We start from the raw sequence: 13,249 nt of genomic DNA on the forward strand, positions 1-13,249 counted from the left end.
GACTATAAATAATTAGATCAAAGAAGAAATAAAGTAACCTACTTAACCGATAGACAATTTTATTTAAACAATAGCTAATCAACTACTTATATCGTAATTTTACAATTCAACTTCACGTTTAAAAGGTTTATTTATACTATATTTACAGTAAATACCAAAGATAAATTCAAAAATGCTTGATCCAATAAAAAAAATATTTCCTACGTTTTCCTCTGAATTAATACAAGAAATAGAATCTAATGCCACAATCAATTCCTTTGATGCTGATACCGTAATTATTAGAACGGGGCAATACATAAAAAACACTGTTTTAGTAATTAGCGGTAAAATTAAAATCTACAGACAGGATGAAAATGGTGGTGAGTTTTTTATGTATTACCTACAGCCCGGTCAAGCCTGCGCTATATCTATGATTTGCGCTACGAAAAATGAAAAAAGTCAAATTATGGCAAAAGTAGTTGAAGATGTAGAACTTGTGATGGTACCTCTACCACTTATGGATAAATGGATGATGCAACATCGAAGCTGGTATGAATTTGTAATTGACACCTATCGTAGTCGTTTTGAAGAAGTGCTCGAAGTAATTGATAGCATAGCTTTCCGAGCAATGGATGAGCGCCTTGAGTTTTATCTAAAGCGTCACGCTGAGGTTTGTCGCTGTAATGAATTGAAATTATCACATCAAGAAATAGCAACAGAATTAAACACGTCAAGAGAAGTAATCTCCCGATTACTAAAAAAAATGGAACAACGTGGCTTAGTGAATTTGTATCGAAACAATATTGAATTGTTAATAAAATAGTTTAACAAAGCTTATAGATTATACTAAAATATAAGTTGTTTCAAAAAATTAATAAATGGAGTATTTAGGCTATTTTCTTTCAATAATTATTGGACTTTCATTGGGATTAATTGGCGGAGGAGGATCAATTCTTGCTGTTCCTATTTTGGTTTATCTTTTTAAAATTCATCCTGAACAAGCCACAAGTTATTCTTTATTTATAGTTGGAATAACAGCAATGTTTGGAAGTTACAGCCACTACAAATTAGGGAATTTAAAAATAAAAGAGGCTCTCATTTTCGCAGTACCATCGGTACTTTCATTACTTTTTGTGCGAGACTTTATCATGCCAAAAATTCCAGCAATCATCATAACCGTTAATGAATTTGAGATTTCAAAAAACTTACTAATAATGGTGGTATTTGCTTTTTTAATGATAGCAGCATCCCTTTCTATGATACGTGAGTCCCCTACAAAAGCATTTGTGAACCGGGATGGGACTATAAGAATAGCTTTTATTGGGCTTTTAGTTGGTTTTATAACTGGATTCCTTGGGGCAGGTGGCGGATTTTTAATAATACCAGCGCTGCTATTTTTTGGAAATTTACCAATGAAACAGGCTATTGGTACATCATTATTGATTATCTTTATTAATTCATTAATTGGTTTTAGTGGTGATGTAATAAATGGATCTGAAATTAATTATAAACTACTTTTTACCATATCCGCTATAGCGCTTGTTGGGATGTTTATTGGAGCTCGATTGTCTAAGAAGATTGAGGGCGCAAAGTTAAAACCTGCGTTTGGATGGTTTGTATTAGTGATGGGGATTTATATAATTATTAAAGAATTCTTCTTCAAATAGACAATTAAAAACTTTTTTCATTAAAGTGTTTGAAGTTGGAACGGCACAAATTTAATCGATAAAATTTCTGGCTAACAGATTCTAAATAAGTAGTGCCGATAATTTAAAACAACCTAGCAGTTTAACTTTGACGTTTAATTGAAAATTTGTTGATCATAAATTAAAACAAGAATGTAACTTTTATCACTGTATTATCTGAAAAACAGCGGTAAATTTGTAAAACAAAATAAAAAACACATCATGCAAATAGAGCAAATATATACTGGGTGTCTCGCACAAGGAGCTTATTACATAACATCTAATGGTGAGGGAGCGATAATTGATCCACTTCGTGAAACGCAACCTTATTTAGACCGACTGGAACGCGATAACGTGAAGCTCAAATATATTTTTGAGACTCATTTTCACGCTGACTTTGTATCTGGACATGTAGATTTAAGTAAACAAACTAGTGCTCCCATCATTTACGGACCTAATGCGACTTGTGAATTCGATTGTATTTCTGCAACAGATGGTCAAATATTTGAGCTTGGGGACATAAAAATAAAAGTTTTACATACTCCTGGTCATACAATGGAAAGTGCGACCTATTTACTTATTGATGAAAAGGGAAAAGAACATGCTGTTTTCTCAGGTGATACTTTATTCATAGGCGATGTGGGTAGACCTGATCTAGCTCAAAAATCAGCTTCAATGACTCAGGAAGAATTAGCAGCTATGTTATTTCACTCACTTAGAAATAAGATAATGACTTTGCCAGATGATGTAATTGTTTATCCAGCTCACGGGGCGGGCAGTGCGTGCGGAAAAAACATGAGTAAAGAAACAGTTTCAACTTTAGGTGAACAGAAAGCTACAAATTACGCACTGAGAGCAGATATGACTGAAGCTGAATTTATTACAGAAGTAACTGATGGTTTATTACCACCACCCGCTTACTTTGGGATGAACGTAGCAATGAATAAAAAGGGATATAACAGCTTTGAAAATGTTTTAAATTTAGGAATGCGTTCTTTAACTCCTGCAGCATTTGAAGCTGCAGCCGAAGACACCGGAGCTTTATTATTGGATACTCGAAAAAATGGTGACTTTGCAAAAGGCTTTATTCCTCAATCAATAAATATAGGAATCGATGGTGATTTTGCTCCATGGGTAGGTGCCTTAGTTGCTGATGTAAATCAGCCTATATTGATAATTTGCGAAATAGGTCAAGAAGAGGAGACCGTTACAAGATTAAGTCGAGTAGGTTTTGACAACTTAATTGGACATCTTGAAGGTGGATTTGAAGCTTGGTCGAAATTAGGAAAAGAAACTGATACTGTTCATAGAATCACGGCTGAAGAGTTCGCTACACAAGTGAAAATTGGAGAGAGTAAAATCATTGACATTCGCAAAGAAAGTGAGTATAGCGCGGAGCATGTCGAAGATTCCTATAGCAAACCATTAGCCAATATCAATCAATGGATTATAGATGTTAATCCAAAAGAACATTTTTTTCTGCATTGTGCTGGTGGATATCGTAGTATGATTGCAGCGTCTATATTAGAAGCGCGTGGTTTTAGAAATTTTACTGAAATCGAAGGTGGTTTCAATGCAATTTCGAAAACATCCTTGCCAAAAACTGATTTCGTTTGCCAAAGCAAAGTTTTAAAATAATTTTATATCTGACATCATTGCCATGACAAAAAACTTAAGTTCGAAACATTACATTAGAAACGGGTTTGCGGCATTATTGCCTTTGGCGTAATAATATACAAATATAGTTCCTATTAAAACTGACATTACCTTAGAAGCAATTGCGCTTTTATCAACAATAGATAGTTTTTTTACTTTCTTTCCTTTTTGTCATTAATTAGACTTTTCGAAAAGAGATAAAGTGTAGAAAGACGATGTAAATTAAGCTAATCAGAATAAAAAATTAATGGATGCAAATTATTGGGAGACTCAATATCAAAATAAAAATACTGGTTGGGATTTAGGAGTAATTTCTCCTGCCATAAAATTGTACTTTGATTCCATAAAAGATAAAAACAGTGCTATCTTAATTCCTGGTTGTGGTAACACTTATGAAGCAGAATATTTACTTGAACAAGGTTTTACGAATATTACTGTTATTGATATTTCGACAACTCTTGTCACTAGTTTAGAACAAAAATTCAGTGAAAATGACTATATAACTATTATTTTAGGTGATTTTTTTGAACATCAAGGATCCTATGATTTTATAATTGAACAAACTTTTTTTTGTGCGCTTAATCCAGCATTACGCCAAAATTATGCACAAAAAATGAATGAACTTCTAACAACTAATGGGCTTTTGATTGGACTTTTATTCGATCGAGAATTTGATAAAGGTCCGCCTTTTGGTGGAAGTCAAAAGGAATACGAATCGCTTTTCAAATATAAATTTGATATTGTAAGGATGGAATCATGCTTAAATTCAGTTACGCCGAGAGCAAATACCGAGTTGCTTATTGAGTTGAAAAAAATAAATTCATGATCAAAAGCAGATTCATATTTATCTATGCAAATTTAACCTCTGACAATTAAATAAAATGAAAAATCTATTATTAAATAATTGGAATGTGATGCGATTTATTCGCCTTGCAATAGCGCTATTTTTATTCAGCCAAGCTTATGTGACTAAAAACTGGATATTCGTTGGAATTGGCTCTTTTTTCCTAATTCAAGTAATTTTTAACTTTGGCTGTGGGCCTAATGGTTGCGCGGTTCCTAATAATAAATACAGCAAAAGATGAGTAATTTTGACACAATAATAAATTCTGACAAACCTGTTTTAATTGACTTTTTTGCAACTTGGTGTGGACCATGCAAAATGTTAGGTCCCATTTTAAAAGAGGTAAAAGATAGTATGGGGGAACGTATTTCTATCATTAAAATTGATGTGGATAAAAACCAACAAATTGCTTCCAAATTTCAAGTACGTGGAGTACCAACTATGATTTTATTTCAAAATGGAAAACAATTATGGAGACAATCTGGGGTGTTGAGCAAAGAAGAAGTCATCAAAGTAATTATAGAAAACAGCAATTAACATTTTTAAGTTTAATTGCTGTAATATTATAATTTTTAGTACAAACCTTCGATGATTTCTTTCCTTTTAATCTTTCCATTTTCCGTTTCTACGAATTTTTTAACAAAGAAAATTTCTTTTGGCCGCTCGAATTTATCTAATTTTTTAAAAATAGAATCTTCAAGATCTTGTTTATCACCTTCAATTATTAAAATTAATTTTTCTCCTAAATCATCGTCTTTCAATCCTGCTACAAAAAATCTAGCATTTATTTTTTTTGCTAATTTATGTTCTATATTTTCTGGACTAAGTTTAACTCCACCGCTGTTAATTACATTGTCAATTCGACCAACGTAAATAAAATGATCTTCATCAATTAATGATACTAAATCATTAGTAACAATAGGTTCATTAGAAATATTAACAGCTTCAATAATAAGACAATTTCTATCGTCTAAGCTAATTTTTACATTTGGCAAAAGTGAAAACGCCTCTTCGCCTATTTTTTTTGCAGCGATATGTGTTATCGTTTCTGTCATTCCATAGGTTTCATAAACATCGGTTTTCAAATTCGCTAGTTGCAATTCTAAATCATGATTCATTTTCGCACCACCCACGATCATTTTTTTTACGTTATTTAAATTTTTCAATGAATGTTGCGCTTGTAACGGCACCATAGCTGCAAAATCATAAGTCGTTTTTCTATCTATCACTGGCGTTGAAGTGGGAGCCACAAAGTCTATATTTAGCCCCAGTATAAAAGCTCTCACCAGCATCATTTTACCAGCAATATAATTCATAGGTAAACAGTGAAGTGCCTTATCTCCTGGACGTAGCTCAAAAAAATCGCCAGTGGCAATAGCTGAATTAATCATCGCTTGCTTATCGATATAAATTAATTTTGGAGTTCCTGTTGTTCCTGATGTATTTAATTCAACATAAGATTTGGTATCAAACCAATCTAGTAAAAAATCTCCCATTTCTTTCTCGTAAGGTTCACCTTCTTTAATTAGGCTGTAAGCAAGACTGCATAAGTCATTCCGTTTAAAATGAAAACCATTTATTTGAAACAAATTATGAACGTTTTTATATGTAATGTTATTCGTCATGATTTTTGTATTTTAAAATTATATTTTATCAATTTTGCCTGTTAATTTTTCTTTCCAGTTTGTCCACTGATATTTTTTACTAAAGATCAATAAAAGTATTGGATAAATAATCAACACCGGAACAATAATATCCGCTCCAGCACTTGGTTCAGAAATATCTTTAAATATGGAATGCGTTTGAAAAGCAGACCAATCCGAGGTAATTAATAAGGCGCCTATCAAATTATTAGCAGCGTGAAAGCCTAAGGCAAGCTCCATACCTTCATCCATAAGCGTAACAATTCCTAAAAATAGCCCTGTACCTACGTAATAAACCATGATTACAGGACCAATTTTAGTAACTTCTGGATTAAAATAATGAAGTCCACCAAAAATTATTGATGTCATTAGTAAAGGAAACCATTTGTTCCTTGCCAGATTTGCAAATCCTTGCATTAAATATCCTCTAAAAATAAATTCTTCGGTGCTAGTTTGTATTGGAATAAGTATAATACCAATTAGAACCAAAATTAAAAATGGGATTGGTTTAAAATTAATAACATATTGAGCAGGATTGTCGTAAAATGATATCAATGTAGTGCCGATAGTTAATAAACTCCAAATTGAAAAAGAAAAAATTATGCGACTCCAGTCTACTTTTTTGCGAGAAGTGGTTATCGAATGCAAAGTTTGATTGTGGAGTTTACGCACTACTAATAGTAATCCAAGAATCACAAAAACAAAACTGATCAAGATTAAAATTAAAGTAACATTTGACTCGAAATATTGCATAATACCAGCCTCAGATGTTGGATAAGATCTACCATTAAACATTGAATCAAATTTAATTGCCGCAACAAAAGGTATTTGACCAACAAAAGAGGCAAGAATAAGCATGATAGAGCCTACTATATACTTTGAAAAATTATTCTCTGATTTAATGCCCTGCTCTATAAACATATATTTTTGTCTAATATTATACATAATTCGATAAACAAACCTTACTTTCGTGGCCAATTATGAAGACCACTTAAAAACCTTTCCCTGTAGTAATAACTGTGATACAAATATACCATAATTCGCGATGTGGCAAATCTAGAAATTGTTTGGCAATAATTGAAAATTCAAATCAAGAATTTCAAGTCATTAGCTATCTGAAAACTCCTCCATCACTTGATGAACTGTCACAAGTTATTAAACAACTGAATATAAATCCCATTGATTTAGTTCGCAAAAAAGAAAAAATTTGGATCGAAAATTTTAAAGATAACGAGTATGATAATAATAAATTAATTATGATCATGATTGAATTTCCAATCTTGATTGAAAGACTAATTGTAATTAAAAATAATCTCGCAATAATTGGAAGAAATAGTGATGAATTGAAAAAATTCCTTTCCTAATTACAACAAAAAATAAATTTAACATTAATTTGTGACTGACGCCATTAAACAAAAATAAACTTTTGACGTCTAACTTTTTTTAACCAACGATAATAGAAATGAAAAAAATGAAATTTGTATTAATTCTTGTTCTCTTTTTTAATACACTGTTTAGCTTTGCGCAGATAACTCCAGCAAAAAAAATAAAAATTTCGGGTAAAGTAGTTGAAAAAACAACTAAACAACCACTAGAATACGCTACAGTTACATTCTTACTTGCTGATAACCCGAAACCAGTTGCAGGTGGAATCACAAATGCAAAAGGAGAATTTGACATTGAAGTAAGTGCAGGCATTTATGATATCAAAATTGAATTTATTTCGTTTAAAGTATTTGAAATTAAACAGAAAAATCTTAAAAGTAGTACCACTTTAGGAATGATTAGTTTACAGGAAGATGCCAATCAGTTAAATGAAGTGGTGATTCGCACTGAAAGAACTACCGTTGAAATTAAATTAGATAAAAAAGTATATAATGTAGGTAGCGACCTGATGGTAAAAGGCGGGACTGTAAGCGATGTATTAGATAATATTCCTTCAGTATCAGTTGATGTTGAAGGAAATGTAAGTCTACGAGGAAATGATAATGTTAGAATACTCGTAGATGGAAAACCTACAACTGCTATAAATATTGCTGAAGCTTTGCGTTTAATTCCTGCTGATGCGATCGAGAAAGTAGAAGTAATAACAAATCCATCTGCACGTTATGACGCAGAAGGCGGGGGTGGTTTATTGAATATAATATTGAAAAAAGGTAAAAATCAGGGATTAAATGGAACTTTTATTGCTTCAACGGGTTATCCTGAAACGTATGGTTTGAGCGGTAATATAAATTATAAATCTAAATTGTTCAATCTTTTTAGCACGCAAGGTTATAACAACCGAAATAATCCGGGAAGATCATTTACTAATTCAAGATATTTAAACTCTGATAATAGTACTAAGAATTATATCTATGAAAATAGAGAAAATGATCGTTTTAATAAAAGTTATAACGGTAACTTTGGAATTGAACTTAACATAAGTGAGACTGCTTCATGGACTAACTCTTTTAATTATCGCAAAAATAACGGAAATAATGAGGATCGAGTTTTTCAAGATTATTATGACTCTGGATTTAATTTCGATTATACTCGTAACCGAATCAATGCGGAGGATAGTAATAGCGAGGATGTAGAATTTGCAACTAATTTCATTAAAAAATTCAAGAGAGATGGCCACAAATTATCTTTTGATGGTTCATTTTCTACTAGTGATGATAAAAATAATGCACTAATCACTGATAGAGCTACAAATACAAATTTGATAAAATTTGATGATACCAGAAATGATCAATCTCAAAATAGAAATCTTTTGCAAGTGGATTATGTTTTACCATTTGGTAAAGGAAGCCAGTTTGAAGCAGGATATCGCGGAGATTTTTCTAAATTATTAACTGATTTTCAAGTTGATAATGATGGAGTACCCAATGCAAATTTCACAAACACTCTAGACTATAAAGAAAAAGTAAATGCCTTATACACACAGTATGGTCAAAAAATAAACAAATTTTCCGTTCTTTTTGGATTGCGTTTTGAGGATTCTAATATTGAAATCAATCAATTAGCAACGAATGATTTTAATAATAAGAAGTATAATAACTTTTTCCCAAGTGCTTTTTTTACGTATGAAATTTCGGATAGAAGTAGTGCTTCAGTAAGTTACAGCAGAAGAATCCAAAGACCTAGAGGTAGATTTCTAAATCCGTTTAGTAATCTATCTAGCAATATCAATATTTTTGTTGGGAACCCAGATTTAGATCCTGCATTTACAGATGCTCTTGATTTTGGTTACATTAAAAGATGGAGTAAATTAACTTTGAATACATCGCTTTATGTCAACAAAACGAATGATTCCTTCCAATTTGCAAGAAGAGAATCAGGTGGATTTGTAAACGGCACTCCAATTTTGATAAGTTCACCTATTAATTTAGCGACAGAATACAGAGCTGGATTCGAATTTACGTTGAATTATTCTCCTTATAAATGGTGGAAATTAAATGGTAATGTCAACGTGTTTAGAAATGAAACACAAGGAAATTTTACTTACACTGATTTTACAAATAAGGTTATAATCCAGAATTTTGATAACACTGCCGCATCGTGGTCATCAAGAATTACCTCTAAAATTACATTGCCATACAAAATTGATTGGCAAACTAACGCAAGTTATAATGCGCCACAAAAAAGTGCGCAAGGTAAAAGTTTAGGTGTTTTTGGCGCTAACTTAGCTTTTAGTAAAGATGTATTAAAAGACAAGGGTACCCTATCATTTAATATTAGTGATGTTTTCAATTCTCGAAAGAGAATTATGGAAAATTATCTTCCTGGTGTTGTTAATTCATATAGTGAAATGCAGTGGAGAGTAAGACAATTCAGTTTAGCATTTACTTATAGATTTAACAAACCGAAGAACGAAAAAGAAAGACCTAGACAAAATCAAAATGACCGCGAAGGCGATTTTCAAGGATAAAACAATAGTGGGACTTTTTATCAAGAGTCCCACTTTACCAATAAATATTGGTGATAAAAAAACAATTCCATAAAAAAAGGACTCGTAAAACGAGTCCTTTTTTTATTTAACAAACAGTTTATACTGATTGTTGTTCTTGCTTCTTTTTATCTCTTTTCTCTTTGTATGCTTCCCAAGATGCTCCACCAACCCAATAGGATACGAAACCAACTAGAAAAAACATTAACCAGAATCCTATTGTAAGAATGGTTAAGAAAAGTAAAAAGCCTAAATACTGTGAAAATTCAAACATGTTTTCCGGAATTTTGAATGTAAATACAAATGTATGTTTAATTCCTTTTCTTACCAATAAAAAGTAGTAAAAACTATCAATGAATTTTTATAAAAAAAGATTTATCCGTAAATTTGGGCACAAAACTACGATATATTTTAACTTAGGGGAGATTGTTAATAATAATCTCAAGGTTAAAGACAAAGGTAGTCAAACGCAACACTAATACTTTTAAACTAGATATTTTTAAATAACAACAACATGAAATTCAGAATAGAAAAAGACACAATGGGTGAAGTGCAAGTTCCAGCAGATAAATATTGGGGTGCACAAACAGAACGTTCTCGTAATAATTTTAAAATAGGTGCATCTGCCTCTATGCCAAAAGAAATCATCGAGGGTTTTGCTTATCTAAAAAAAGCAGCGGCTTACGCCAACTGTGATTTGGGAGTTTTACCAGCTGAAAAAAGAGATGCGATTGCGGCTGTGTGCGATGAAATTCTAGCTGGAAAATTAGATGATGAATTTCCATTGGTTATATGGCAAACAGGTTCTGGTACTCAGAGCAATATGAATGTAAATGAAGTCGTTGCTAATCGTGCTCAAGTTTTAAAAGGATTTAATATTGGCGAAGGCGAACAGTTCATAAAGGCTAACGATGATGTGAACAAATCACAATCCTCTAATGATACATTCCCAACAGGAATGCATATTGCCGCCTACAAAGCTATTGTTGAAATTACTATTCCTGGAGTTGAAAAATTAAGAGATACGCTTCATGCTAAAGCAATAGAATTTAATAATGTTGTTAAAATTGGTCGCACACATTTAATGGATGCCACGCCCCTAACTTTAGGACAAGAAATTTCGGGATATGTTGCACAATTGAATTATGGATTAAAGGCAGTTAAAAATACGCTAGCCCACTTATCAGAAGTGGCTTTAGGTGGAACAGCTGTAGGAACTGGACTAAATACACCAGAAGGTTACGATGTAAAAGTGGCTCAATACATAGCTGAATTTACAGGACATCCATTTGTAACTGCTGAAAATAAATTTGAAGCCTTAGCAGCACATGATGCCATTGTAGAATCCCATGGTGCTTTAAAACAATTAGCAGTTTCACTAAATAAAATTGCTAATGACGTTCGTATGTTAGCTTCAGGTCCACGCTCAGGAATTGGAGAAATTATAATTCCAGAAAATGAGCCAGGTTCTTCAATTATGCCAGGAAAAGTGAATCCAACACAATGCGAAGCACTAACGATGGTTTGCGCTCAAGTTATGGGTAATGATGTGGCAATTTCTGTAGGAGGAATGCAAGGTCATTATGAATTAAATGTTTTTAAGCCTTTAATGGCTGCCAACTTTTTGCAATCAGCACGTTTATTAGGTGATGCTTGTCTTTCTTTTGACGAACATTGTGCTCAAGGAATTGAACCAAACTACAAAAGAATTAAAGAATTAGTTGATAATTCCTTAATGTTAGTTACTGCTTTGAATACTAAAATAGGATATTATAAATCAGCTGAAATTGCTCAAACGGCACACAAAAACGGAACAACTTTAAAAGAAGAAGCCGTTCGCTTAGGTTATGTAACTTCAGAAGATTTTGATGCGTGGGTTAAACCAGAAGATATGGTGGGAAGTTTAAAATAAAACTTTCTAAATCCCAAATTTAAAAAATCCCAAATTCCACTTTAAAACTGTGGACTTTGGGATTTATAATTTGAATAAGAAATTTAAAATTCAAATATTGTTATTTAATTACACGTGTAATGCTCTATTATCTGTAGCAGCTAGTGCAGCTTCTTTTATCGCTTCTGCAAAAGTAGGATGCGCATGTGAAATTCTAGAAATATCTTCAGCAGATGCTTTAAATTCCATTGCAGTAACTGCTTCGGCAATTAAATCAGCACAACGCGCACCAATCATGTGAACACCCAGAACCTCATCAGTTTTTGCATCAGCAAGAATTTTTACAAATCCGTCTAAATCTCCTCCTGCTCTTGCACGTCCTAATGCCTTGAAGGGGAAACTTCCCGCTTTGTATTCAACACCTGCAGCTTTTAATTGCTCTTCTGTTTGCCCAACTGCAGCAACTTCTGGCCACGTGTAAACTACTCCTGGAATTAAATTATAATCAATATGCGGTTTTTGACCTGCTAAAATTTCAGCAACCATAGTTCCTTCTTCTTCCGCTTTATGCGCTAGCATCGCTCCACGAACGACATCACCTATTGCATAAATATTAGACACACTTGTCTGTAAATGATCGTTTACCTCAACCATTCCTCTGTCTGTAATTTTAATACCGGCTTTATCAGCATTTAATCCGTCTGTGTAAGGGCGACGACCAACAGATACTAAGGAATAATCGCCTTGTAAAGTGATTGTTTCTCCTTTTGCATTTTCAGCTTGTACTACTACTCCATCTCCAGTTCTTTCTACTGATTTTACCTTGTGCGAAACATAGAATTTCATTCCTTGTTTCTTCAGTACTTTAGTTAATTCCTTCGACAATGAAGCATCCATTCCAGGAATAATTCTATCTAAATATTCCACCACAGAGACTTGGGCACCTAAACGTAAATAAACTTGACCCAATTCAATTCCTATAACTCCACCACCAATAATGATTAAATGTTTAGGTACTTCTTTCAATTTCAAAGCTTCGGTAGAGGTAATGATTCGCTCTTTATCTAATTTTATAAAAGGTAGATTAGACGGTTTAGAACCTGTAGCAATAATTATGTTTTTACCTTCAATTGTCTCAGAAGTCCCATCAGCTTTGGCAACAGCCACATGTGTAGCATCAACAAACGAACCCAAACCTTCAAGAACAGTGATTTTATTTTTATCCATTAAAAATTTAACTCCACTGCACGTTTGATCAACAACTGCCTGTTTACGTGCAATCATTTTTTCAAGATTTACTTTTACTTCTCCAGTAACCTCAATTCCATGTTCAGCGAAATGCGAAATATCGCTGTAGTGATGAGAAGAAGCAAGTAAAGCTTTAGAAGGAATACAACCTACATTCAAGCAAGTTCCTCCAAGTGTAGAATATTTCTCAATAATTGCTGTCTTGAAACCTAACTGTGCACAACGTATTGCTGCTACATATCCGCCTGGTCCAGAACCTATAATGACTACGTCAAATGAATTCATAGTAAATTTTATTTAAAATGTTTTTATAAAATGTTGTACAAAATTAACGAATTAAGTCTTGTTTAAGGTCTATTTGACAAGGTTTTT

The 13,249-nt window shown here is 32.7% G+C and carries 13 protein-coding genes; 9 read left to right on the top strand and 4 right to left on the bottom strand.

Going from position 1 to position 13,249, the window contains the following annotated elements:
* Positions 1 to 172: 172 nt before the first annotated feature.
* The 6 genes from BUA99_RS00200 to trxA all read left to right on the top strand — a co-directional run bounded on the left by BUA99_RS00200 (position 173) and on the right by trxA (position 4,701).
* On the top strand, positions 173 to 802 hold the full coding sequence (locus tag BUA99_RS00200; RefSeq protein WP_072986657.1) for a Crp/Fnr family transcriptional regulator: 630 nt from the start codon (positions 173 to 175) through the stop codon (positions 800 to 802).
* A 55-nt stretch (positions 803 to 857) separates the two neighbouring features.
* On the top strand, positions 858 to 1,646 hold the full coding sequence (locus BUA99_RS00205) for a sulfite exporter TauE/SafE family protein (RefSeq protein WP_072986660.1): 789 nt from the start codon (positions 858 to 860) through the stop codon (positions 1,644 to 1,646).
* 240 nt (positions 1,647 to 1,886) lie between these two features.
* Positions 1,887 to 3,302: an MBL fold metallo-hydrolase gene (locus BUA99_RS00210; protein WP_072986662.1), complete on the top strand. Its 1,416-nt coding sequence runs from the start codon at positions 1,887 to 1,889 to the stop codon at positions 3,300 to 3,302.
* A 265-nt stretch (positions 3,303 to 3,567) separates the two neighbouring features.
* On the top strand, positions 3,568 to 4,146 hold the full coding sequence (locus BUA99_RS00215) for a methyltransferase domain-containing protein (protein ID WP_072986665.1): 579 nt from the start codon (positions 3,568 to 3,570) through the stop codon (positions 4,144 to 4,146).
* 55 nt (positions 4,147 to 4,201) lie between these two features.
* The gene (locus BUA99_RS00220) at positions 4,202 to 4,405 is read left to right on the top strand and encodes a hypothetical protein (RefSeq protein WP_072986668.1); all 204 of its coding nucleotides are present in this window, start codon (positions 4,202 to 4,204) and stop codon (positions 4,403 to 4,405) included.
* Positions 4,402 to 4,701, top strand: a complete 300-nt coding sequence (gene trxA, locus BUA99_RS00225) for a thioredoxin (RefSeq protein ID WP_072986670.1) — start codon at positions 4,402 to 4,404, stop codon at positions 4,699 to 4,701. Before BUA99_RS00220 ends, trxA begins: the two co-directional genes overlap by 4 nt.
* 35 nt (positions 4,702 to 4,736) lie before the next feature.
* On the opposite strand, the gene BUA99_RS00230 is transcribed toward trxA, so the two are convergent.
* Complete coding sequence (locus BUA99_RS00230) at positions 4,737 to 5,789, bottom strand: AMP-binding protein (RefSeq protein ID WP_072986673.1); 1,053 nt, start codon at positions 5,787 to 5,789, stop codon at positions 4,737 to 4,739.
* An 18-nt stretch (positions 5,790 to 5,807) separates the two neighbouring features.
* Positions 5,808 to 6,728, bottom strand: coding sequence for a CPBP family intramembrane glutamic endopeptidase (locus BUA99_RS00235; RefSeq protein ID WP_072986675.1), 921 nt, complete (start codon positions 6,726 to 6,728; stop codon positions 5,808 to 5,810).
* 98 nt (positions 6,729 to 6,826) lie between these two features.
* On the opposite strand from BUA99_RS00235, the gene BUA99_RS00240 reads away from it, so the two are divergent.
* Together BUA99_RS00240 and BUA99_RS00245 are read left to right on the top strand one after the other, a co-directional pair.
* Positions 6,827 to 7,171, top strand: a complete 345-nt coding sequence (locus BUA99_RS00240; protein ID WP_072986678.1) for an ArsC/Spx/MgsR family protein — start codon at positions 6,827 to 6,829, stop codon at positions 7,169 to 7,171.
* A gap of 107 nt (positions 7,172 to 7,278) precedes the next feature.
* Positions 7,279 to 9,720, top strand: coding sequence for a TonB-dependent receptor (locus BUA99_RS00245; protein ID WP_317045022.1), 2,442 nt, complete (start codon positions 7,279 to 7,281; stop codon positions 9,718 to 9,720).
* A 118-nt stretch (positions 9,721 to 9,838) separates the two neighbouring features.
* Here the strand turns inward: BUA99_RS00245 and BUA99_RS14890 are convergent, their stop codons facing one another.
* Positions 9,839 to 10,012, bottom strand: coding sequence for a hypothetical protein (locus BUA99_RS14890; RefSeq protein WP_143151695.1), 174 nt, complete (start codon positions 10,010 to 10,012; stop codon positions 9,839 to 9,841).
* A gap of 240 nt (positions 10,013 to 10,252) precedes the next feature.
* Here BUA99_RS14890 and fumC point away from each other — a divergent pair, with 240 nt between their 5' ends.
* A complete protein-coding gene (gene fumC / locus BUA99_RS00250) occupies positions 10,253 to 11,650 on the top strand; it encodes a class II fumarate hydratase (protein ID WP_072986684.1) in 1,398 nt (465 codons plus the stop codon).
* Between the two features lie 108 nt (positions 11,651 to 11,758).
* On the opposite strand, the gene lpdA is transcribed toward fumC, so the two are convergent.
* Positions 11,759 to 13,162, bottom strand: coding sequence for a dihydrolipoyl dehydrogenase (lpdA, locus tag BUA99_RS00255; protein ID WP_072986687.1), 1,404 nt, complete (start codon positions 13,160 to 13,162; stop codon positions 11,759 to 11,761).
* Positions 13,163 to 13,249: the final 87 nt, after the last annotated feature.

Source organism: Flavobacterium segetis (genome assembly GCF_900129575.1).
Taxonomy (GTDB): Bacteria; Bacteroidota; Bacteroidia; order Flavobacteriales; family Flavobacteriaceae; genus Flavobacterium; species Flavobacterium segetis.